26 protein-coding genes are annotated in these 21550 nt (G+C 68.3%); 18 read left to right on the top strand and 8 right to left on the bottom strand.

Features of this window, described 5'->3' with window-relative positions; translation table 11 throughout:
• Nucleotides 1-3379: M1 family metallopeptidase (locus VJ655_RS19355; protein WP_324113942.1), on the top strand; the 3379-nt coding region annotated here is incomplete at its 5' end.
• The gene (locus VJ655_RS19350; RefSeq protein WP_324113940.1) at nucleotides 3376-3804 is read left to right on the top strand and encodes a PaaI family thioesterase; all 429 of its coding nucleotides are present in this window, start codon (nucleotides 3376-3378) and stop codon (nucleotides 3802-3804) included. The genes VJ655_RS19355 and VJ655_RS19350, both read left to right, overlap by 4 nt.
• 3 nt (nucleotides 3805-3807) lie before the next feature.
• Here VJ655_RS19350 and VJ655_RS19345 read toward each other — a convergent pair whose 3' ends face one another.
• Entirely contained in the window at nucleotides 3808-4440 is a 633-nt protein-coding gene (locus VJ655_RS19345; protein WP_324113938.1) for a DUF4142 domain-containing protein, read from the bottom strand.
• A 127-nt stretch (nucleotides 4441-4567) separates the two neighbouring features.
• Between VJ655_RS19345 and VJ655_RS19340 the strand changes: the two genes are divergently transcribed.
• Nucleotides 4568-5764 (top strand): CaiB/BaiF CoA-transferase family protein, encoded by a 1197-nt coding sequence (locus VJ655_RS19340; protein WP_324113936.1) that lies wholly within the window; start codon nucleotides 4568-4570, stop codon nucleotides 5762-5764.
• A 26-nt stretch (nucleotides 5765-5790) separates the two neighbouring features.
• Here VJ655_RS19340 and VJ655_RS19335 read toward each other — a convergent pair whose 3' ends face one another.
• On the bottom strand, nucleotides 5791-7629 hold the full coding sequence (locus VJ655_RS19335) for an HWE histidine kinase domain-containing protein (protein WP_324113934.1): 1839 nt from the start codon (nucleotides 7627-7629) through the stop codon (nucleotides 5791-5793).
• Nucleotides 7630-7815: 186 nt separating this feature from the next.
• On the opposite strand from VJ655_RS19335, the gene VJ655_RS19330 reads away from it, so the two are divergent.
• From VJ655_RS19330 to VJ655_RS19315, 4 genes are all read left to right on the top strand, one after another.
• Nucleotides 7816-8166 carry a hypothetical protein gene (locus VJ655_RS19330; RefSeq protein ID WP_324113932.1) on the top strand — a complete coding sequence of 117 codons (351 nt, stop codon included), beginning with the start codon at nucleotides 7816-7818 and terminating at the stop codon, nucleotides 8164-8166.
• A complete protein-coding gene (locus VJ655_RS19325; RefSeq protein ID WP_324113930.1) occupies nucleotides 8163-8564 on the top strand; it encodes a hypothetical protein in 402 nt (133 codons plus the stop codon). Before VJ655_RS19330 ends, VJ655_RS19325 begins: the two co-directional genes overlap by 4 nt.
• 226 nt (nucleotides 8565-8790) lie before the next feature.
• A complete protein-coding gene (locus VJ655_RS19320; RefSeq protein ID WP_324113928.1) occupies nucleotides 8791-9408 on the top strand; it encodes a superoxide dismutase in 618 nt (205 codons plus the stop codon).
• 113 nt (nucleotides 9409-9521) lie between these two features.
• Complete coding sequence (locus VJ655_RS19315; RefSeq protein ID WP_324113926.1) at nucleotides 9522-9695, top strand: DUF1328 domain-containing protein; 174 nt, start codon at nucleotides 9522-9524, stop codon at nucleotides 9693-9695.
• Nucleotides 9696-9749: 54 nt separating this feature from the next.
• Here VJ655_RS19315 and VJ655_RS19310 read toward each other — a convergent pair whose 3' ends face one another.
• Both VJ655_RS19310 and VJ655_RS19305 read right to left on the bottom strand, forming a co-directional pair.
• Nucleotides 9750-10538 (bottom strand): metallophosphoesterase, encoded by a 789-nt coding sequence (locus VJ655_RS19310; RefSeq protein ID WP_324113924.1) that lies wholly within the window; start codon nucleotides 10536-10538, stop codon nucleotides 9750-9752.
• Nucleotides 10535-11386 (bottom strand): diacylglycerol/lipid kinase family protein, encoded by an 852-nt coding sequence (locus VJ655_RS19305; protein ID WP_324113922.1) that lies wholly within the window; start codon nucleotides 11384-11386, stop codon nucleotides 10535-10537. Before VJ655_RS19305 ends, VJ655_RS19310 begins: the two co-directional genes overlap by 4 nt.
• A gap of 133 nt (nucleotides 11387-11519) precedes the next feature.
• Here VJ655_RS19305 and VJ655_RS19300 point away from each other — a divergent pair, with 133 nt between their 5' ends.
• From VJ655_RS19300 to VJ655_RS19285, 4 genes are all read left to right on the top strand, one after another.
• The gene (locus VJ655_RS19300; protein WP_324113920.1) at nucleotides 11520-11864 is read left to right on the top strand and encodes a YMGG-like glycine zipper-containing protein; all 345 of its coding nucleotides are present in this window, start codon (nucleotides 11520-11522) and stop codon (nucleotides 11862-11864) included.
• Between the two features lie 81 nt (nucleotides 11865-11945).
• Nucleotides 11946-12404 (top strand): OmpA family protein, encoded by a 459-nt coding sequence (locus VJ655_RS19295; RefSeq protein WP_324113918.1) that lies wholly within the window; start codon nucleotides 11946-11948, stop codon nucleotides 12402-12404.
• A gap of 223 nt (nucleotides 12405-12627) precedes the next feature.
• Nucleotides 12628-12876, top strand: a complete 249-nt coding sequence (locus VJ655_RS19290) for a hypothetical protein (protein ID WP_324113916.1) — start codon at nucleotides 12628-12630, stop codon at nucleotides 12874-12876.
• 23 nt (nucleotides 12877-12899) lie between these two features.
• Nucleotides 12900-13160 (top strand): hypothetical protein, encoded by a 261-nt coding sequence (locus VJ655_RS19285; RefSeq protein WP_324113914.1) that lies wholly within the window; start codon nucleotides 12900-12902, stop codon nucleotides 13158-13160.
• Nucleotides 13161-13286: 126 nt separating this feature from the next.
• Here the strand turns inward: VJ655_RS19285 and VJ655_RS19280 are convergent, their stop codons facing one another.
• Nucleotides 13287-14087: a response regulator gene (locus VJ655_RS19280; RefSeq protein ID WP_324113912.1), complete on the bottom strand. Its 801-nt coding sequence runs from the start codon at nucleotides 14085-14087 to the stop codon at nucleotides 13287-13289.
• A 226-nt stretch (nucleotides 14088-14313) separates the two neighbouring features.
• Here VJ655_RS19280 and VJ655_RS19275 point away from each other — a divergent pair, with 226 nt between their 5' ends.
• The 5 genes from VJ655_RS19275 to VJ655_RS19255 all read left to right on the top strand — a co-directional run bounded on the left by VJ655_RS19275 (nucleotide 14314) and on the right by VJ655_RS19255 (nucleotide 18281).
• Nucleotides 14314-14499 (top strand): NepR family anti-sigma factor, encoded by a 186-nt coding sequence (locus VJ655_RS19275; RefSeq protein ID WP_252635326.1) that lies wholly within the window; start codon nucleotides 14314-14316, stop codon nucleotides 14497-14499.
• 2 nt (nucleotides 14500-14501) lie between these two features.
• A complete protein-coding gene (locus VJ655_RS19270; protein WP_324113910.1) occupies nucleotides 14502-15107 on the top strand; it encodes a sigma-70 family RNA polymerase sigma factor in 606 nt (201 codons plus the stop codon).
• Nucleotides 15104-16798: a sensor histidine kinase gene (locus tag VJ655_RS19265; RefSeq protein ID WP_324113908.1), complete on the top strand. Its 1695-nt coding sequence runs from the start codon at nucleotides 15104-15106 to the stop codon at nucleotides 16796-16798. Before VJ655_RS19270 ends, VJ655_RS19265 begins: the two co-directional genes overlap by 4 nt.
• Nucleotides 16799-16906: 108 nt before the next feature.
• Nucleotides 16907-17047: an entericidin A/B family lipoprotein gene (locus tag VJ655_RS19260; RefSeq protein WP_324113906.1), complete on the top strand. Its 141-nt coding sequence runs from the start codon at nucleotides 16907-16909 to the stop codon at nucleotides 17045-17047.
• A 163-nt stretch (nucleotides 17048-17210) separates the two neighbouring features.
• Complete coding sequence (locus tag VJ655_RS19255) at nucleotides 17211-18281, top strand: hypothetical protein (protein ID WP_324113904.1); 1071 nt, start codon at nucleotides 17211-17213, stop codon at nucleotides 18279-18281.
• Between the two features lie 100 nt (nucleotides 18282-18381).
• Here VJ655_RS19255 and VJ655_RS19250 read toward each other — a convergent pair whose 3' ends face one another.
• The 3 genes from VJ655_RS19250 to chpT are packed head-to-tail and all read right to left on the bottom strand — an operon-like array spanning nucleotide 18382 to nucleotide 20361.
• Complete coding sequence (locus tag VJ655_RS19250; protein WP_324113902.1) at nucleotides 18382-19215, bottom strand: protein-glutamate O-methyltransferase CheR; 834 nt, start codon at nucleotides 19213-19215, stop codon at nucleotides 18382-18384.
• Nucleotides 19212-19589, bottom strand: coding sequence for a response regulator (locus VJ655_RS19245; RefSeq protein ID WP_324113900.1), 378 nt, complete (start codon nucleotides 19587-19589; stop codon nucleotides 19212-19214). Before VJ655_RS19245 ends, VJ655_RS19250 begins: the two co-directional genes overlap by 4 nt.
• A 58-nt stretch (nucleotides 19590-19647) precedes the next feature.
• Nucleotides 19648-20361 carry a histidine phosphotransferase ChpT gene (gene chpT, locus VJ655_RS19240; protein WP_324113899.1) on the bottom strand — a complete coding sequence of 238 codons (714 nt, stop codon included), beginning with the start codon at nucleotides 20359-20361 and terminating at the stop codon, nucleotides 19648-19650.
• Between the two features lie 66 nt (nucleotides 20362-20427).
• Here chpT and VJ655_RS19235 point away from each other — a divergent pair, with 66 nt between their 5' ends.
• Together VJ655_RS19235 and cysQ are read left to right on the top strand one after the other, a co-directional pair.
• Complete coding sequence (locus VJ655_RS19235) at nucleotides 20428-20616, top strand: DUF3553 domain-containing protein (RefSeq protein ID WP_324113896.1); 189 nt, start codon at nucleotides 20428-20430, stop codon at nucleotides 20614-20616.
• A complete protein-coding gene (cysQ, locus tag VJ655_RS19230; RefSeq protein WP_324113893.1) occupies nucleotides 20613-21425 on the top strand; it encodes a 3'(2'),5'-bisphosphate nucleotidase CysQ in 813 nt (270 codons plus the stop codon). Before VJ655_RS19235 ends, cysQ begins: the two co-directional genes overlap by 4 nt.
• Nucleotides 21426-21550: the final 125 nt, after the last annotated feature.

Below are 21550 nucleotides of genomic sequence, written 5' to 3'. Positions count from 1 at the left end.
GACCACCGCGTTCGTGGCGAACGTGGTCGTTCGAGACGACGAGACCGGCTTTGGGCCGATCCTGCGCTCCACGCGGGTGCGCAAGTTCGACTATCTTTACGGCCGTTTCACCGGGGCGTTCCTGGCGGCGGCGATCTCGTTCCTCGTCGTGCCGCTGGCGATCTGGATCGGCTCCTTCATGCCGTGGATCGACCCTGAGCGCCTCGGCCCCAATGAGCTCCACGCCTATCTCTTCGCCTATTTCGCCCTGGCCCTGCCGTCGATTCTGCTGACGTCGTCGCTGTTCTTCGCCCTGGCGACGATCACGCGTTCGATGATGTGGACCTATGTCGGCGTGATCGCCTTCATGGTCCTCTGGATCATCGCCAACATCGCGCTGGACAAGCCCGAGTTCGAAAAGATCGCGGCCCTTTGCGATCCGATGGGCGCGGCCGCCTACGGGCTGGTCACCAAGTACTGGACGGCCAGCGAGCGCAACACCCTGACCCCGGCTCTGACCGGGGTGCTGCTGTCGAACCGGGCGCTTTCCCTGGCGCTTTCGGCCAGCTTCCTCTGCCTGGCCTACGTCTTCTTCCGTTTCCAGTCGGCGGACCTGTCGGGGCGGAAGAAGGTGAAGCCGTCGAAGACGGCCAGCGAGGACGGTCCCAGCGCGCCGGACGGTCCGTTGCCAAAACCCATTTTCGATCGGCGGACGGCCTGGGCCCAACTCGTCGTACGCACCCGCCTCGACATGGGCCAGGTGTTCAAGAGCCCCGCCTATTTCGTGCTGCTGGGCCTTGGCCTCGCCAACGCCATGGGGGCGCTGTGGTTCGCCACGGAGGCCGGCCGCTACGGCGGGGTCGTCTATCCCGTGACGCGGGTTCTGCTGCAGCCCCTTCTGGGCTCGTTCGGCCTGATCCCGATGATCATCGCCATCTACTATTCCGGCGAGCTGGTCTGGCGCGAGCGCGAGCGCAAGACGCACGAGATCATCGACGCGACCCCCGTGCCCGACTGGGCCTTCGTGGCGCCCAAGACCTTGGCCATCAGCCTCGTTCTGGTCTCGACCCTGCTGGTTAGCGTGATCGCCGCCATCCTCAGCCAGGTGTTCCACGGCTATTTCAACTTCGAGCTCGACAAGTACCTGCTGTGGTACGTGCTGCCCCAGTCGGTCGACTTCATCCTGGTCGCCGTGCTGGCGGTGTTCTTGCAGGCGATCAGCCCGCACAAGTTCATCGGCTGGGCGCTGATGGTGATCTACATGGTCTCGACCATCACGTTCACCAACCTCGGGTTCGAGCACAAGCTCTACAACTACGGCGCCGTCACCGACACGCCCTTCTCGGACATGAACCGACTGGGCAAGTTCTGGATCGGCGCATGGTGGCTGCGCCTCTACTGGACGGCGTTCGCCCTGGCGCTCCTGGTGCTGGCCTACGGCCTGTGGCGCCGAGGAACCGAGAGCCGGCTGCTCCCGCGCCTGCGCCGCCTGCCCACGCGCCTGAATGGCCCCGCGGGCGTCGTCATGGGCGTGGCCCTGGCCGTGTTCGCTGGCGTCGGCGGCTTCGTGTACTTCAACACCAACGTCCTGAATCCCTATCGGACCAAGATCGACAACGAGAAGTGGCTGGCGGACTACGAGAAGACGCTGCTGCCGTTCGAGAACACGCCGCAACCCAAGATCGTCGCCATGACCCTGGACGTCGATCTGAAGCCGCACGAGCCCAGCATCGAGACCAAGGGCTCGTACGTCATCGAGAACAAGACCGGCGCGCCGCTGAAGGAGATCCACGTCCGCTTCGATCGCGACCTGAAGGTCAAGGGCCTGTCGATCGAGGGGGCGCGGCCCAAGAAGACGTTCGAGAAGTTCAACTATCGGATCTTCGCCTTCGACACGCCGATGGCGCCAGGCGAGCGTCGCAACATGAGCTTCATCACCCTGCGCGCGCAGCAAGGCTTCCCCAACAGCGATCAGGAACACCGGATCGTCGACAATGGGACCTTCGTGAACAACATGGAGATCGCGCCGATCTTGGGGATGGCGCGTGACGGACTACTTCAAGACCGCGCCAAGCGCCGGAAATACGGCCTGCCGCCGGAGCGGCGCATGGCCAAGCTGGGCGATATTCCGTCCCGCCAGTTCAACGGTCTGCGCAAGGACGCCGACTTCATCAGCTCCGACATCACGGTCGCGACCGAGGCCGACCAGACCCCGATCGCGCCGGGATACAAGGTCTCGGACACGGTCAGAAGCGGCCGCCGCATCGCCCGCTTCGTCACCGAGGCGCCGATCATGCCGTTCGTGTCGATCCAGTCGGCGCGCTACCAGGTCGCCCGGGAAGCCTACAAGGGCGTCGAGCTGGCGGTCTATTACGACGCCCAGCACGCCTGGAACATCGAGCGGATGAAGGCCTCGATGAAGCGGTCGCTGGACTACTTCCAGGCCAATTTCAGCCCCTACCAGTTCCGCCAGCTGCGCTACCAGGAGTTCCCCGATTACGCCCAGTTCGCCCAGTCGTTCGCCAACACCATTCCGTGGTCGGAGGGGATGTTCTTCATCTCCGACTATCGCGACCCGACCAAGATCGACATGGTCACCTATGTCGGCGCGCACGAGATCGGCCACCAGTGGTGGGCTCACCAGGTGATCGGCGCCGATCAGCAGGGCGGGGCGATGCTGTCCGAGACCTTCGCCCAGTACTCGGCCCTGATGGTGATGAAACACACCTACGGCGAGGCGCAGATCCGCAAGTTCCTGAAGTTCGAGCTGGACAGCTATCTGCGCGCCCGGGGCGGCGACGTTATCGACGAGCAGCCGCTGGCCCGGGTCGAGGTCCAGCCCTACGTCTATTATCGCAAGGGCTCGCTGGTCATGTACCGGCTGCAGAGCGAGCTGGGCGAAGAGGTCGTCAACCGCGCCCTGCGCAAGCTGATCGCGCAATACGCCTTCAAGGGCGCGCCTTATCCGATCTCCACCGACTTCCTGACCATCCTCCGCGCCGAAGCCCCGGCCGACAAGCAGACGCTGATCACCGATCTCTTCGAAAAGGTCACCCTCTACGACCTGAAGGCCAAGTCGGCGTCGGTGAAGAAGCGGCCAGACGGCCGGTTCGACGTCACGGTCACGGTCGACGCTCAAAAGAAGTACGCCGACGGCAAGGGCAAGGAGACCACCGCCCCGCTGAACGAGACGATGGACATCGGCCTGTTCATGGCCGAGCCGGGCAAGAAGGGTTTCGACGCCAAGGACGTCGTCGTCTACGAGCGCCGGCCGGTTCGTTCGGGCGTGCAGGCCTTCACCTTCACGACCGCCAAGGCGCCGAGGTTCGCCGGGATCGACCCCTACAACACCGTGATCGACCGCAACGGCGACGACAACACCACCAAGGTCGGCGGATGAGCGGGGAGGCCGTCATCCGGATGGACGCGGAGGCGCTGAACGCCTTCCTGCGCCGCGCCTTTCCCGAGACGGGCGCCGAGCACATGCCCCAGGTCCTGGAGGTCGGGCCTGGGCGGGTCCTGCTGAAGTCGCCGTACGCCAGCCGGCAATTGCGTCCCGGTGGGGTGATATCCGGGCCGACCTTGATGACCCTCGCCGACACGGCGGCCTACGCGCTGGTCCTGGCCCATATCGGCGAGGTGGCCATGGCGGTCACGACCTCGCTGACCATCCATTTCCTGCGCGGATGCAAACCGGGCGACCTCTATGCCGAGGCCGCCCTGCTGAAGTTGGGCCGCCGCATCGCGACGGCCGACATTCTGCTGTGGACCGAAGGACGAGAGCGACCGGCCGCCAAGGCGACGGTCGCCTACGCCATTCCCTGACGCTTAGTGCTTGGCGTTGTCCTTGGCGACGTCTTCGCCGGTGTCGAAGCCGTTCTTGAGGCCCTCGGCCATGTTCAGGTGTTCCTGAACCTTCGGCGCGGTGGCGGCGGCGAAGGCCTTGATCGCGGCGGTGTCGCCGTCCTGGGCGTAGCGCTGCAGCAGGTTCAAGGCCGCCTGGTGGGCGTCGACCATGTCGTCCGCGTACTTCTTGTCGAAGTCCTTGGCGTCGGCCTTGTTCAGGTCGTCCAGCTTGGACTGCATGTCGGCCGACACCATGGTGGGCACGGTGATGGTCGCGCCGGAGGCCGCGATCGCCGCCTTCAGCTCCTCGGAAGACTTCTTGTGAGCGGTCTCCATCGCGGCCGCGAACTTCTTCACCGAAGCGTTGGTCGAGCGCTTGGCCGCGATCTTGGCGGCTTCGATCTCGTACAGATCGCTGTCGGCGGCCTTCATGGCGAAGACGTCGGCCTTGGTTTCGTCGGACGGGGTCGGGACGGTGGCCGAGGGGTTGGCGTCAGGCGTGGCGGCCTGTTCGGCCGGCGTGGCCGCGCCCTTGGTCTCATCGGTCTTCTGGCCGCAGGCGGCCAGGCTCAGCGCCGCCACAGCGGCGCCGGCGATCATCAAATGACGGGTCATGGGTCTGTCTTTCCCTGGGTTCTTTTTTGTAGAGAGGGATGAAGCTCCGGCGCCGCGGTTCGCCGTCGTGCCAGAAAGAACATCACGGGGCCGTGATCGGTTCCCACGAAGGCAGGGGAAGATCGTCATGGTCGAAGGGCCGCTATCCGGACTGCGCGTGATCGAGATGGGCTCCCTGATCGCCGGTCCGTTCTGCGGACAGGTGCTCGGCGACTTCGGCGCCGAGGTGATCAAGCTCGAGGATCCCAAGGTCGGCGATCCGATGCGGCAATGGGGCCGCTCGAAGCCCAAGGGCCTGTCGCCCTGGTGGCCGGTGATCGGCCGCAACAAGAAATCCGTCACCATCGACCTGCGCACGGACGAAGGTCGTGACGTCGCGCGCGCCCTGATCGCCAAGGCCGATGTCGTGGTCGAGAACTTCCGCCCCGGCACGCTGGAAAAGTGGGGCATGGGCTACGAAGACCTGGCCAAGGCCAATCCGGGCCTGGTCATGGCGCGGGTGTCGGGCTTTGGCCAGACCGGTCCCTATTCCAAGCGGGCCGGTTACGCCTTGGTGGGCGAGGCGATGGGCGGCCTGCGCCACATTACCGGCGAGCCCGACCGCCCCCCGGCCCGCGCCGGCATCTCGATCGGCGATAGCCTGTCGGGCCTGAACGCCGCGCTTGGCGTGATGATGGCCCTGCACGCCCGCCAGCGGACGGGCAAGGGCCAGGTCGTGGACACGGCCATCTACGAGAGCGTGCTGACGGTGATGGAGAACCTGGTCACCGAATATGACCTGACCGGCTATGTCCGCGAGCGTTCGGGCGCGGTGTTGCCGGGCATCGCCCCCTCGAATGTCTATCCGACCAAGAGCGGCGAACTGGTGCTGATCGGGGCCAACCAGGACACGCTGTTTCGGCGGCTATGCGAGCTGATGGGCCGGCCCGACCTGGCCGACGATGTCCGCTACCGCGACCACGCCGCGCGGGGCGCCCACCAGGCCGAACTGGACGCGCGCATCGCGGCCTGGACCGCCGACCAGGATATCGACGACCTGCTGCCCCGGCTGGAGGCCGCGGGCCTGGCCACCGGTCGGATCTATCGCGCGCCCGACATGCTGAAGGATCCGCAGTTCGCCGCGCGGGAGTCGATCGTCACGGTGCCGCACCCGGTGTTCGGCGAGATCAAGATGCAGAACGCCTTTCCGAAGCTGACGGACACGCCCGGCGGCGTGCGCTGGCCCGGGCCGACGCTGGGCGAGCATACTGAGGCGGTGCTGACCGAGGTGGCCGGGATGAGCGCGGAGGCGGTGGCGCGACTTCGGGACAAGCGGGTGATCTGACCGCGATCCGTCCGTTCGGAAGGATTCTAGATCCGACCCGTGACGTCCGCCACGGCCCGGGCGATCTGGTGGACGTTGTAGGGCTTCCTCACGATCGGGGCGTCGAATCCCATCGGCGCGGCCTTGTCGGCGTAGCCGGTGGCGAAGACGAACGGACGGCCCATGCTACGCAGGATCTCGGCCACGGGCGCCACCGACTGGCCGTTGAGGTCGGCGTCGAGGACGGCGACATCGAAGTTCATCTCGACCATCGACAGGGCCTCGCTGAGTTCGGCCGCGCAGCCCACCACCTCGACGCCGGCGTCCTCGAGGCCCGCCTCGAGCTCCAGGGCCAGCAGCAGCGAGTCCTCGACGATCAGCACCTTGAGGCCGGCGATAGCGCCGGGCCGGACCGTCTCGTCGGCGGCGACCACGGTTTCGATGATGCGCTCGGGCGCCGCGCTCACGGGTTCGACGGGCGGCGCGTCGGCCAGGGCCTCGGCCGAGCCGACGATCATGGCGGTGACGCCGCTGGAGCGGTAGTTGATCTTGGCCGAACCGCCCAGTTCGCGCCCGGCGACGTCCTCGATCAGGGTGGCGCCGAAGCCCTTGGTCTGCGGCGCGGACGCGGGCGGCCCGCCGGTCTCCAGCCACTCCAGGGCGAAGCCGCCTTCGGGCGAGCGGCGCCAGACGACCTCGACCTTGCCGTTTTCGGTCGACAGCGAGCCATAGCGCACGGCGTTGACCGCCAGTTCGTGCAAGGCCAGCGACAAGGCCGCCGCGGCCCGGGGCGTCAGGAACAGTTCGGGCCCGTCCCAGCGGGTCTGGGTCGGCGCCAGGCCTCCCAACTCGGCGGCGGCGATGCGGGCCAGGGTGGCCCCGCGCCAGCGGGCGGCGCTGAGCAGGTCGTGGGCCGAGCTCATCGACTTCAGCCGCGCGGCGAAGGTCTTCAGGAAGACGTCGAGCGAGGCGGATTTCCGCGCCGACTGGGCCGCGACCGACTGGACCACGGCCAGCAGGTTCTTGATCCGGTGATCCAGCTCGGCGACCAGATTCTCGCGCTGTTCTTCGTCGGCCTTGCGCGCGGTGATGTCCTGGACGACGCCGATCAGATAGGCCGGCTCGTGGTCCGGCCCCAGCAGCAGCGCGCCCGAGCCATGGTACCAGACCTCGCGCCCGTCGGGGCCGGGAAGGCGGCGGTATTCGAGGCTGTAGCGGCCGGTCTCGCGCAGCTGCCTGTTGATCGACTCGCGCGCCATCTCCCGGTCGTCGGGATGGATGTACGGATAGAGCGCCGCCCCGTTCTCAGCCGGAATTTCGCCGGATGCGATGCCGGCGATCTTCGCCAGCCGGGGGCTGATCTTGAAAACGTCGCGCTTGATGTCCCATTCGAATTCGCCCAGGGCGGCGGCGGTGATCGCCAGATTCAACCGCTCGCTCTCGAGCATCCGGCTGTCGTCGGATTGCGCGGTGAGAATCTCGGACGCCAGATCGGCGAGGTCTTCAAGCGCTTGCAGATCTTCGGCGCAGGCCGGGCCGCTCGCGCCGGGTCCTTCGACCACCAGCGCGCCCAGCGCATGGCCCTCGCGGTCGCGGATCGGAACGCAAAGGCCCACTGGCCGTCCCGCGGCCACCACCCGGCCAGCCAGATCGCCGGCCCGAGGCACCTCGGGTCCCGCATAGCCGACAAAGGCCTTCCGCCAGATCCGATCTTCGTCCACCAGCGCGACGGCGGCCTTGGGCGCATCGAAGAGACGGGCCGCTAAGCGCGCAATTCTCAGGAGGCGCGGCTCGTTGGTCGTGCCGCCTAGAATATCGAGTGCGCGCAAGGCGCTAAGGCGAGCGGCTTCCTGGTGGTCGTCGCTGACGATGGGGGCGTCCTCCATGATTCGACCTTAGCGTCGGTTCGCGTCCGGCGCGAGCGCCTTTGGAGACCGTCTCGCCCGACCCTGGAATCGGTTGTGGTGAAGCTCGCGCCCCTTGAGTATCCTGGAACCGCAGCGCTAAGCTCGGCGTTGTCGGGGCGCAGCTTCCCGCGTCCCGGCCGGTCGCGTCGCGAACAGGAGATGACCATGCCCGCCAATTCCCTGAATCCCGCCGCCAAGGAAGCCGACAAGGTTAAGGGGGCGACCCTGGAAGCCGTCGAACACGCCGAGCGCAGCTTCGCCGAAGCCGCCAACGCCGCCCGAGCCTCGCTGACCGAGGCCGCCAAGCGCGTTGAAAAGTCGGTGTCCGAAGGCTTCGAGACCCTTCGCGCCCAGAGCCGCGCCTATACCGACACGGCTGGCCAGCAGATCGAGGACGCCCAGCGCTACGTTTCCGAACGGGTTCGCGAGCGTCCGATCACCGCCACCCTGGCGGGCCTGGGCGTGGGCGTGCTGATCGGCTTGCTGATCGCCGGCGGCCGCAGCAACAACCGGTGATCTTCGAAAAGACTCTCATGACCCTGGCGGCGGCCGCGGCGATCGCCGCCGCCGCCGCCGTCAGCGTCGTGTCCGCCGCGTTCGCGCTGTACGCGGTGCTCGTGCCTCTCGTGGGGGCCGCGGGCGCGGCGGCGATCGTCGCCGCCGTCGCGGCCATTATCGTGGCCGTGGCCGGAATGGTCGCCGCGCGCAAGGCCGAAGCGCGTCGCTCCGGCCATCGCGACGCGCCGCAAGGCGGCTTCGACATGACCAGCAAGGTCGTCGAGATCGTCCGGGAACGTCCGCTGATGTCGCTGGGCATCGGCCTGGCCGCCGGAATCATCGCCCTGAAGAACCCGACCCTGACGGCGTCGCTGGCCAAGGCCTTCCTCGATCCCAAGCCGCCGCAGCAACGCTGACGGACGTCGCCCTGTGTCGCGCCGCCGGCGTCGCCGGCGGCCATGTTCCTTGGCGGCCATAGTCCTTGCCGGATGCGGAAACCCCTAAGTTTCCAAGGGAATTTATCTCTAAAAATTGACCGTGATCAGGTGCGCGGCGACTTACGCTTTCGCCCGCCGCGCTCTAGATGCCCATCGTCGCGTTCCTGCGCCTCCCTTGACGGGAACGCCTTCTCCTGGAGTGACCATGTACAAGCTGCCGGACCTGCCCTACGCCTATGACGCGCTGGAGCCGACCATCTCCGCCAACACGCTCCACTTCCACCACGACAAGCACCACGCCGCCTATGTCACGGCCCTCAACGGGCTGCTGAACGGCGACGACAAGGGCTCGCTGGAGGCCGTGATTCGCGCGGCCGGCCCGGGCAAGGTATTCAACAACGCCGCCCAGGCCTGGAACCACGCCTTCTTCTGGGACGGCATGAGCCCGACCAAGACCGCCCCGGGCGCCGAGCTCGCCGCGGCCATCGAGTCGACCTTCGGCGGGCTGGACGCCCTGAAGGAGAAGTTCGTCGCCGAGGGTATCGGTCACTTCGGCTCGGGCTGGGTGTGGCTGGTTTCGGACGCCTCGGGCGCCCTGAAGATCATCTCGACCCACGACGCCGAGAGCCCGGTCACGCAAGGCCTGACGGCTCTGCTGGTCGCCGACGTGTGGGAGCATGCCTACTACCTGGACTATCAGAACCTGCGGAAGGCGTTCCTGGAAGCCTTCTTCGACAACCTGGCCAACTGGACCCTGGCCGACAGCCAGTACGCCGCCGCCAAGTCAGGCGCCCAAGGCTGGGCCTATCCGGCTCCGGAATAGGCCGATCGTCCGGAACACCCCGAGAGCCGGGCGCGTTGTCGACAAGCGAGGCCATTGAGCCTCGAAACTGGACAACCGCCTCGGCTATCGGCTGGGCAAATCCGGAGAGATCGATGCTGAACTGGGCTCTGACCTTCCTGGTGATCGCCCTGATCGCCGCCCTGCTGGGCTTCACCGGCGTCGCGGGCGCGGCGATCGGGATCGCCAAGATCCTGTTCTACGTCTTCCTGATCCTGTTCCTGGTGTCGCTGGTCAGCCACCTCTTCCGAGGGCGCGGCGCTTCCTGACCGGGCTTTCGGGAACGATCCGACGGCGCGGCTTCGGTCGCGCCGTTTTCGTTTTCAGCCGCGGCGGTCGAAGGCCCAGGTGCGCCAGACGTCGAACCGGCCTCGCTCATAGGCCAGCGCCTTGACGCGGACACAGCCAGGCTCGACCTCGATCACGTTGAAGCCCGGCGCCGCGCCCCGTTCGCGCAACGACAGCGTGCCCGAGCCGACGGTCTGCGTCTTGCCGTCGCCAAAGGGCAGCGCCATGACGAAGGGCAGATGAATGTGGCCGGACAGGATCACGTCCGCGCCGGCCTGGACGAAGCGGTTGGCGGCGTCGACGCCGCCGCGCACCCTGGCGGTCATCGGCCCGCCCAGGACCTCCATCAGCGGATGATGGCAGACCACCACCTTCAGGTCCGCCGACGGCGCTGCGCGTAGCGCCTGCTCGACCCGGCGGATCTGGCCGCGCGACACCGCGCCCTTCGACCAGTTCCAGCGCAGTTGCGCGGCCCGGGCGCTGTTCAACGAAACGACGGTGATCCCAGGCGCGCGCCAGGAGGCTCCGTCCTCGTCGCCGAACCGATCGCTGAACCGCCGCCAGGGACGGGTGAAGCGCTCCCATAGCTCGCCCGGACCCAGGAAAGGCGTGTCGTGGTTGCCCGGCGCCAGGAGCATCGGATCCGGCAGGGTCGACAGCCACGCCGCCGCGGCGTCGAACTCTGAGGTCTTGCCATCCAGGGTCAGGTCCCCGGCGACCACGATCAGGTCGGGGGCTTCGTCGCGGATGCGGATCGCGGCGGCCTCGACGGCTTCGCGGTTCTCGCCGCCGAAGTGGATATCCGAGAGCTGGACCAGCTTCATTCGGGCGGGACCAGGGCGCGGAACGCCTTGGGACGGAAGCGGATCGACACCTGCGGGTCGAAGCGCGCCGGCTCGCCGTCCAGGATCGCGGGGATGCGTCCGCCGGCCCAGACCCGGCCGGTCCGGCAGCGTCCGACCGAGACCGACGGATCCTCTCGCCACTGGCCGCGTGCGGCGTTGAAGCCGAGGCGGAAGATGTCCAGCGCGCTTGACGGATCCAGCGCGGCGGCCTCCAGCGCCCGCTCCTCGGCGTCCAAGGCCGTGGAGACCAGCGGGCACATCAGGGTCAGGGCTTCGGCCTTCTGCTTGGGTCGGCCGTCCAGCACGAAGCGCAGACGGCCTGTGAAGGCGCGGCGCAGCGCGCGTCGGGCGCGGGCCGCGGCTAGGTCCAGGCGACCTTCGCGCGCGGCTTCGCGGGCAGTGGCCCACAGCGCCGGACTGCCCAGGATGGCGGCGACGAAGAACAATCGTCCGCCCACCTCGCCGCCCGAGATCATCCGGGGTTCGCCCGTCTCCAGGCAGGCGCTCATCGCCTCCTGCCAGGTCCGCTCGCCATAGAGAGCACGGGGCAACATGTTCATGGTGCCGCCCGGCAGCGGGGCGATCAGCGGTCCGTCGGGCCCCGCCAACTCGGCGGCCGCCCGCGCGGTGCCGTCGCCCGCCAGGACCAGGATGGCGTCCGGACCGCTGTCGATCACCGCGCGAAGGCGATCGACCAGCTCCGCCGGCTGCGGCGCGTGGACCTTGCCGGATACGCCATGCTCGGCGATCAGCCGCTCGGCGATCTCCGGCGCGTCCGGACCCACCGAGCCGGAAGCGATATTGGCGACGATGTCTATCCGCCGCACGGGCGCCCCCCTAATCTTGAAACTCGCGGACCCAACGGCCTCGACCCCGCCATGGTTCCGCTTGTTACGGAACCGTCCGGCGCCGCGGCCGTTTGCTCGGCAGGGGACGAGAAGCTCGGAACGGAGAGCCAAGATGAAGACGACCATGATCGCCCTGATGGGCGTGGGTGTGCTCGCCGCGGCGTGCACCTCAACCGGCAATGTGGAGCGCAACGCCGCGGGCGGCGCCGCGCTGGGCGCCCTGGCTGGCGCCGTGATCGGCAACAATGTCGGCAGCGGCAGCGCCGGGACTGGCGCGGCGATCGGGGCGGCGATCGGCGGTACGGCGGGTGCGGTCAAGGGTTGTCGCGAGGACGGCGGCTGCGGCTCGACCTCGGTCAATCGCCGTCAGTATTACGACGAGCGCGCGGGGCGCTACTATTACTACGACTCCCGCAGCGGCCGTTATTATTGGGAAGATGGCAGCGCCCGCTACTAGGCGGGGCGGCCAGTCCGTCGAAAGGCGATCGGCGCGGCCGATCGCCTTTTTCGTGCTCGCGAGGCAAGGAGGAGGGTAGGCATGAAGACGAAGATCATCATCCTGGGCTTGGCGGCTCTGTCCCTGGCGGCGTGCGCCGAAACGTCCGGCCCGTGGCGAACGCTGAGGAAGCCGGTGGTCGCCGCCAGCCCCGGCTGCGCCGGTTTCACCTCGTCGATCTATTTCGAGCAAGACAGCGCCGCCCTCACGCCCGAGGCCCGCATGGTCCTGGCCGGGGCGCGGGCTCAGGCCCAAGGGTGTCAGGTCCGGTCGGTGCGCGTCGTTGGTCTCGCCGATGCGGTCGGCGCGCCCGAGGCGAACCTGGCGCTCTCGCGGCGTCGCGCCGACGCCGTTTCCGCCGCCCTGGCCAAGCACGGCTTCGGCAAGGTCGACTTCGATCTGGCCGCCGTGGGCGACGCCGGAGCGGTTGGTCCGTCCGGCGCGGCCGCGCCCCTGCGCCGACGCGCCGACATCATCTTCGACCTGGCGACCGCCAGATAGTCATACAAAGAAGGGCGGGCCGGAGAACCGGTCCGCCTGAGTTCGCATCAACAAAGGGGGGTGCGAAGGCGGCAGGCTGGCTCTCGCCAGCCTCAAGTCGGGGGGGCGTCGCCGCCTTCGCGAAGATGAAAACGAGATTGGGCGACAAGGGTTCCCGCTAGAGGCGATTTTTTTCGCACCCCGCGAAACCAGGCGCTTTGGGAACGGCCGGACACGGAAGACGTTGATTTTGCAGGTGGCCACGGAAACCGCCGGGCAGGGGAGCAACGTCGTGATCCGGACCTACCAAGCCGAACATGGCGGAACGGTTTTCTTTCAGGCGCTCACCGAGCGTCAGCGTCGCAGGCGAACCCTGATCGTGGCCTTGGCCGTGATCGCGACGACGGCCTTCTCGGCGGCGACCGTGCTCGGATTCAATCAACGCGCCGCCGCCCTGGCGCGCGCGGATGTTTCCACATCGTGGGCGCCTTAGATCATTTCAGGAGGTAGGACATCATGCCCGCCGACATTCACCACGCCGCGCCGGATTCGTCCGGGCCTCGCCTCAACGCCACCCGCGCCCGCCAGGGTCGATGGGGGCGGCACATCTTCTGGGTGCTCGTGATCTCGACGGTGCTGGCCGCGCTGGCCCTGTTCGGCGCGTGGAGCTTCCGCGCTCGCGATCTGGCGGCCGTGGAGGTCAATAACGGCGCGAAGACGCCCGCCGAGGCTCAGCGCTACGACACGCCGCAACAGCCGGCTCGCCAGACGCCCTAATCGCGACCGTCGCCGAGAAACATGAAGGGCGGCCTTCTCCAGCCGCCCTTTTTTGTTCGGGCCTGTCTCCAACGCAAAACGGCCCCCTTGAGGGGGCCGTCGCGGTTCGGGAACGGAGGTTAGTCCTCAAGCGGCCTTGCGGGCGCGCCGAGGATGGAAGAACAGAGCCTGGCCGATCGCCGCCTTCACCGTTTCCGGTTGGAAGGGCTTGGTGATCAGGAACGTCGGCTCGGGACGCTCGCCGGTCAGCAGGCGCTCCGGGAACGCCGTGATGAAGATCACCGGCACGTCCAGACGGCCCAGGATGTCCTTGACCGCGTCGATGCCCGACGAGCCGTCGGCCAGCTGGATGTCGGCGAGAACAAGGCCCGGCGTGCGTCGCGCCACGGCCTCGACGGCCTCGCTGCGCGTGGCGGCGATGTCGGTGACGTCGTGACCAAGCTCGCGGACCAAGGCCTCGATGTCGGCGGCGATCACCGGCTCGTCCTCGATGATCAGGACGTCGGTGGCCAGTTCCGCGTCGATCTCGGCCTGGGCGTCCGAGATGAGCTGCTCGATCTCGCCGAAGTCGCAGTCAAGGATCTGGGCGGCCTCGGTCGGGGTGAAGCCTTCCAGCGCGGTCAGCAGGAAAGCCTGGCGCGAGCGCGGGGCGATGCGCATCAGGCGCTGGGCCGCGTCGTCGCCGGCGCTGATGCTTTCGTCGCGACGCGCCTCGAGCTGGGCGCCCGAGCTCAGCCAGATCGCATGGAACACACGATAAAGCGCCACGCGCGGCGACAGGTCGGCGTCGAGCGAACGCTCACCCGCCGCCAGGGCCTCAAGGGCCACGCGGACATAGTGGTCACCGGTCGTTTGATCGCCAGTCAAGGCGCGAGCGTAACGGCGGATATACGGCAGATGCGGCGCCAGCCTAGCAAGAAGACTCATGACCCCTCCCGATGCGGTGTCTCGAAAAACATACAACGAACGGCGAAGCTGCGCCGTTCCGTCGAAGCTCGATAACGCCCCCTCAAGTGCGCGGTTCCGTCGATTGCAGATTTTTGGCATCTTATGCCCAAGCTTATGGAACCCGGTACGGAAAACCACGTTGTCGTCTGGCGGAAAGACATTCGGCCAAAGGGGGCGGACGCCGATGTACTTCGGTGTCGAGGACATGATCGAACACGTACCCATGGAAGACAAACGCAAGAGCGCCGCGGCGCTGGATGAAGCGCGTCTGCGTCAGCAGGCCATCGGCGTGAAGTTGCGCCAGATGTTCGACGAGGTCGTCAACGAGGCTGTGCCCGACGAATTCCTCGAAATCCTTCGCAAGGCAGAGCCTCCGGCGGGGGGGCGCTGAGCATGGCCGAGCAGCAAGTGGGCCGTTCGGCTCCCGATCCGGCGCGCGACGCCGTGTTCAAGCGCGAGCTGGTCACGCTGATCCCGCATCTGCGCGCGTTCGCCCGCACGTTGACCGGCGATCCGACGGCCGCGGACGATCTCGCCCAGGACGCCATGATGAAGGCGTGGGACGCGCGCGCCAGTTTCCAGCTGGGCACCAACATGAAGGCCTGGACCTTCATGATTCTGCGCAACCAGTTCTATTCCGAAAAGCGTCGCAGCTGGCGCCAGAGCCAGCTGGATCAGGAGGCCGCCGAGCGAACCTTGGTGGCGGTCGACGACCCGGAGGCGCCGGTGGCGCTGGACGAACTGCGTCTTGGCCTGGCGATGCTGCCGGCGGAACAGCGCGAAGCCCTCATCCTGGTGGGCGCGGGTGGGTTCGCCTATGAAGAGGCGGCGGACATCTGCGGCTGCGCGGTCGGCACGGTGAAGAGCCGAGTCAGCCGGGCCCGTCGCGCGCTGCAAGCCATCCTGGAGGCGGGCGCCTATGACCGCGACGGCGCAGCGGCGGGCGATGCGATGCATGCGATCCTGGCCGATGCGGAGCGATTGAGCTCCTTGCGGTGAACGCCTTTGCCGGCCGCGCAGCGCAGGCCGTCACCTCGATCCGGGTCCGCTTGGCCGTCGCCTTGTGCGTGGCCCTCCTACCGGTGCTCATCCTGGGCGGAATGCAGTCGATCTTCGCCTTCCGGGCGGAGGCCGACTCGCGCCGCCAGAGCCTGGAGTTGGCCGCCGGCCGCAGCGCGGCGATCGCCAGAGCTCGCATAGAGGCCGCGGGCGTTCTGCTGCAGACGCTTGGTCCGGCCTCGGTGGGCCTGGAATGCGCCCAGCGGCTCGCCGACGTTCGCGCGCGGCTGCCAGGCTACGCCAACCTGATCCGCTTCGACGCGCGGGGCAGGGTGGCGTGCGCGGCCGCCACCACGCCCTATGACACGCAGCGCGGCGCCAGAAGCTGGTTCCAGTCGCTGCGTGGCGGCGCCGATCTGGTGGTCGCCGCCGATCCGGGCGCGGTCTACGCCAACGAGCCCTCGGTCCTGGCGGCTGTACGCGCCGGCTCTCCGGAGCGGTTCGAGGGCGCCATGGCCGCGGTGCTGACCTTGTCCGACCTGAAGGTCGAGACCGCCAATCGCTTCCTGCCCGATGGCGCCGAGGTGGCCTTGGCCGACTCCCATGGCCACGTGTTCGCCGCCACCGCCCCCGCGGCGTTCGGCGCGCCGCCCGAGGGTTGGCGCACCGTCGCGGCCCAGCGCGGCGCGGCGTTGTGGAACGCCAGGGACAACGAGCGCCGCGACCGCACCTATTCGGCCGCGCCCCTGGTCGACGACGATGTCTTCGTGATCCTGTCCGCGCCCGCGCCGGGTTTGCTGTCCTGGGCCTGGATCAATCCGATCTCAAGGATGCTGCTGCCCCTGCTGGCCTTCGTATTGGGCGTGGCTGCGGTCTGGTACGCGGCCGAGCGGGGCGTGATCCGCTGGATCGTCTATCTGCAGCGGGTCGCGGCGATCTACGCCCGGGGCCGGTTCACGGTGCGGCCGCTGCAGGCCGAGCGCGCGCCGCCCGAAATCCGTGAGCTGGCGGCCACGCTCGACGCCATGGCGGGGGCCATCGTCACCCGCGACGCCTCGCTGATGGACAGCCTGGCCGAGAAGGACGCGCTGATGCGCGAGATCCATCACCGGGTGAAGAACAATCTGCAGATCATCACCTCGCTGCTGAACATGCAGCAGCGGGCGCTGGCGGACCCGGCCGCCAAGGCGGCGATGAACGACACCCGCCAGCGTATCACCGCCCTCGCCCAGATCTACCGCGCCCTCTACCAGGGACCGGACCTCAAGCGGGTCGACCTGCGGCCGTTCCTGGAGGAACTGACCGCCCAACTGCTGGCCAACGACATCGGCACGTCCAGCCTGGTCAGAACCGAAGTCCACGCCGACCCGCTGGTCATCGATCCGGACCGCCTGGCGCCGATCGCCCTGTTCGCGGTCGAGGCCATCACCAACGCCCAGAAGCACGCGTTCGGCCCGTCGGGCGGCACGCTGAGCGTGGGCTTCCATGTTCGTGGCGAGGAGGCGGAGCTTTCGATCAGCGACGATGGTCCCGGCGCGCCCGACAGTCTTGGCGGCGGCGTTGGCCGCACGCTGATGACCGCCTTCGCCCGCCAGCTCCGGGGCAAGGTCTCGTTCGAGACGCAGGAGCCGCGCGGCCTGACCGTCCGCCTGATCTTCCCCACGCCGCTCGCCCACGGCTCGGCCGTCTAATTCGCGAACGCTCTCCGCCGGAACCGAGCTTCGCCGCTAACGTTGTCTGGGGGCGATTGTTTTCAACGCCTTCCCAGGCACGCTGGGGGGCGAACAGCGGAGAAGACCATGCGTAAACTGGTGATCCTGGCCGCCCTCGCCGCCAGCCTTTCGGTCGCGGCCTGCAATACCGTCGAAGGCGCCGGCAAGGACGTTTCGTCCGCCGGCAAGGCCGTCACGGACACGGCCAAGGACGTCAAGAACAACTGACGTCGGTAAGCCTATCGCCGAAGGGCCCGCCGGAGACGGCGGGCCTTTTTCGTTACGAGCTTTGCCGCCGTGTTTCGCGATCGCAACCTGAAGGCGTCCGCACGATATCGGGTTGAAAGAATGCCCAGCGACCCTGCCCCCTCGTCGAGGGGAACCGGGCCGCTTGTCCGACAGCACCATCTTCATTCACAGCGGCTGGCGATGCTCCAGCACCTATGTCTGGCACCGGTTTCGCGCCCTTGCTGGCGTGCGGGCCTATTATGAGCCCTGGCACGAGCAACTGGCCCGGGTGACGGCCCGGACCATCGGCGCCGAAACCCCCGACAACAGCGGCCTGCGTCATCCGGGAGGGACCGAGCCCTACCTAAAAGAGTTCGAGGTCGTGCTGGACCCCGCCGGCGGCGTGACCGGCTTCGACGCCAGTTTCGCTCTGGACCGCTTCTGGATCGAGCCCGAAGCCAGCGATCTGGCGCAGCAGGCCTATGTCGAAGGTCTGGTCGACGCCGCGCGGCTTCGGGGGGAACGACCGGTCTTGGCCTGCTGCCGCACCCTGGGCCGGGCGGGACGGCTCAAGCGCCGGTTCGGCGGTTTCCATGTGATCCTGGTGCGCGACCCCGTCCAGCAGTGGCTGTCGTTCTATTCGCTACGCCGGCGGCCGCGGCCGACCTATTTCGAGCTCTGCCACTACGTGCTGCTGTCGGAAATGGCCGGCCGCGAGGCGGTGGCCCATGCGCTGCTCGGTCAAACCTTCGAGGGCGCGGGTAGTCTGGCCGATCGCCTGGCGGCGGTGCGCGGCAAGCTCAAGCGAGCGCCCGCCAGCGTGTCCTTCCAGGCTTTTTTGGCGGTCTGGCTGGCCTCGTACCTGAAAGCCCTGCCCGACGCCGACCTGGTCGTCGACGTCGATCGCATGGCCCGCGATCAGGCCTATGCCGGCGAGGTCGAGGCGGCGCTCGAGGCCGGCTGCGGCCTGAAGCCCGATTTTTCCGACTGCCGCGCACCGGCGCCGCATGGCGTCGCCCCGCCGATCGCGTGGCGCAAGGCCGCCCGGGCGGTGGTCGACATGATGGACCTGCACCAGGCGATCGTCGGGCCCGAGGCGCCGCCGATCCTGTTCCGCAAGCTGGCCCCGGCCTTCGCCGCGGCGCCGCCCGCGACGGCTGGAGCGCTGGGACGGCTGGGCGAGACGTTTGGCGGCCTGATGGGCGGCGCGGCCCTGGCCAGGCTGAAAGCCTAGAGCATTTTTCGAGCGAAGTGGTCCCGGTTTGCGTGAAGAACAATGCGTTAAAACAACAGACTGGAGCTCACGGCCTGACGCGGTCAGGTCGTGAAATGCTCTAGGCCGCCGCCGCGGTCCGCATGGTCGGATCGCGCAGATAGAGCCCCGCGCCGCCGGGCGCGGCGACTAGCATGTCGTCCATCTCGGCGACGTCGTCCTCGGGGTCGAGCACCAGAACCCCGTCCGGCGCCAGACGGGCCGCCAGGCTCCGCGCGATCTTGCCGCGCAGCGAGGGGTGCATGCTCCGCAGCACGTTTCGCAGCAAGATCACGTCGAACGCGCCCAGGGCGGAGAGATCGGACAGCAGGTTGATCCGGCGCCAGCGGACCATCTGGCGGATGCGCGGCGAGATGGTCCAGGTGTCGTCCTGGTTCTCGAAATACTTGACCAGCATCCGGATCGGCAGGCCGCGCTGGACCTCGAACTGGGTGTAGAGGCCGCTCTGGGCCTTTTCCAGGCAGCGTTCGGAAAGGTCCGAGCCGAAGAATTCGAACCGCGCTCCCGGCGCCAGGGCGGTCGCCTCGGCGGCGGCGATCGCCGCGGAATAGACCTCCTGGCCGGTGGCGCAGGCCGCGCTCCAGATGCGGATCGGCGTCTCGCGGCGGCGCTGTGAAAGCGCCGGCAGCACGCCGTCCCGCAAGGCGTCGAACGCCGCCCGGCCGCGGAAGAAGCTGGTCTCGCTGCGGCACAGGGCTTCGACCACGGCCCAGATCAACCGTTCCTCGCGATGCTCGCGCAGGGCCGCCAGCAGATCCTCGATCGACTCGAAGCCCTCGCGGCGGGCCAGCGGGTTCAGGCGGCTCTCGATCAGATAGGGCTTTTCGACCTCGACCCGGACACCGGCCCGGGCGCGGCCCAGGGCGGCCAGCAGGTCCATGTCCTCGGGCGTCACAGCAGGCCCGCCTCGGCGAACTTCGCCTCGATGATGTCGCCATCGAACGGCTTCATGATGTATTCGTCCGCGCCCGCCTCGAGGGCCTCGCGGATCTGCTCGACACGGTTCTCGACCGTGCAGAAGACGACCTTGGGGACGTGACCGCCGGGCTCCTTGCGCAGATGACGCAGGAACTCGACGCCGTTCATCACCGGCATATTCCAGTCGAGCAGCACGGCGTCGGGCATGGCCGCGCGGCACCACGCCAGGGCCTCCATGCCATCGGCGGCCTCGGCGATCTCGAAACCGATGTCCTCGAGGACCCGGCGAGCGACCTTGCGGATCACCCGGCTGTCGTCGACCACCAGACAGGTCTTCACGGCGTGCTCCAATCCAGAGGACCACCATGGAGCCTTCTGGTTAAGGAGCGGTTTGCCGAACCTTGGCGCGTTACGCGGGCACCCAGGCGGCGATCGAGGCGCGCTCCTCGCCCACCTCGGCGGCGATCTGGCCGCCGGCCGCGCGGACCAGGGCGTTCAGATAGGCCGCCTGCACCCAGGGGCCGCCCAGGCCCTCGACCAGGGGCTCGCCCTTCAGGCCGGCCAGGATCTCGGGGCGCAGCCGGGCGCGCGGGCCGACGGCTTCGGCGATGATCGAGAAGCGCCCGTCCGAGGCCAGGCCCTTGACCGTCGCCACCCCGCCGGCCGGCAGGGCGCTGGCGGCGATCTGAGCGATGTTGAGCACGGCCCGGGCCGAGGGCTTGTTCATGGCCTGCGGCTCGATCGCCCAGTTCAGGGTCGGACGGACATGGGCGAAGACGCCCTGGGCCAGCTTCTCCAGCTCGCGGCTGTCGAAGTTCTCGGCCGAGGCCGAGGCGCCGAACGCCACCCGGGTGAATTGCAGCAGGTCGGCCAGCTTGCGCGCCGACGAGGCGATCAGGTTCATGGCGTCTTCGCGCATGTCCTGGGCGGCCGGGTCGTCCAGCAGATCCAGGCCCGAGACGATGGCGCTGGCCGGGCTGATGAAGTCGTGGCACAGGCGCGCGGCCAGCATGGCGGCGAAGTCCGGGCCTTGGACGTCCGCTCCAGGGGGCGTTTCGGGGGACGCGGGCGCCGGGGTCGCTTCGGCGGTCTCTGGGACGGTCTCGGGGACGATGTCGGTCATGGCGGCGGACTCTGGCGTGATTTGAGGCTTTGGCAAACTGGGCCGAGCCTCTACAGGAAGGCCGTTATGGATCCGTTTCTAGAGCCGGGCGTCCTGGTGCGCCATCCCGACCAGCCCGACTGGGGCCTGGGCCAGGTTCAGTCCGTGATCGGACATCGGGTCACCGTCAATTTCGAAGAGGCCGGGAAACGCACGATCGACGCTCGCCAGGTGCGGCTGGTGTTCGTCGGCGACGACCCCCGAGGACAGGCATGAGCAGCAGCGACACCCCCGAGAGCCTGGCGGACTGGGGCCGCGAGCTGGCCCAGATCACCGAGGAGGCCGCCACCGTCATCCTGCCGTTCTGGAAGACCGAGCTGGCCGTGGCCCAGAAGGCCGACGAGAGCCCGGTCACCGAGGCCGACCGCGCCGGCGAGCGCCTGATCCTGCGGCGCCTGGCCGAGGCCTTCCCGGGCGTGACCGTCATTTCCGAGGAGCACGCCAGCGAGTTCGGCACGCCCGACGCGGTGGGCCCGCGCTTCTTCCTGGTCGATCCGGTCGACGGCACCAAGGCCTTCGTGCGCGGCGACCCCAATTTCACGGTCAATATCGGCCTGATCCAGGACGGGATCCCGGTCGCCGGCGCCGTCTGCGCCCCGGCCACGGGCGAGGTCTGGTTCACCACCGCCCAGGGCGCGATGAAGCGGATGTCGCCGAACGGCCCCGAAACGCCCGCCCGCGTCCGCCCCTGGCCGGCCGGTCAGGCGCTGGGCCTGGTCAGCCACACCATGCGCGAGGAGAAGGCCGCCGAGCTGGCGGCCGAGTACGGCTTCGACCTGCGCACGCCGATGGATAGCTCGATCAAGATGTGCCGCATCGCCGAGGGCGCGGCCGACATCTATCCCCGCCATGGCCCGACCTCGGAATGGGACACCGCCGCCGCCCACGCGGTGCTGGTCGCGGCCGGCGGAACCTTCACCCAGCCGGACGGGTCGCCCTTCATCTACGGCAAGGCCGACCAGGACTTCCGCAATGGCTGGTTCGTGGCGCGTGGCGGGCACAGGATCGCCGCTTCACGCGGCTGACCGCTGAAGGGATGGAAGGGACGCGGAGCGCCGGACATCCGTCCGGAGGTTTGGGTAGTGAGTACCGTTTCGACGAAGCCAGGACGCTCCGCGTGGTTCGTTATCCGGTGAGCCAGCGGGGCGCG

It is taken from the genome of Caulobacter sp., assembly GCF_035254145.1.
Classification (GTDB): Bacteria; Pseudomonadota; Alphaproteobacteria; order Caulobacterales; family Caulobacteraceae; genus Caulobacter.
Note: the sequence above shows the minus strand (reverse complement) of the source record. Positions and strands in the feature narration are given on the sequence as shown.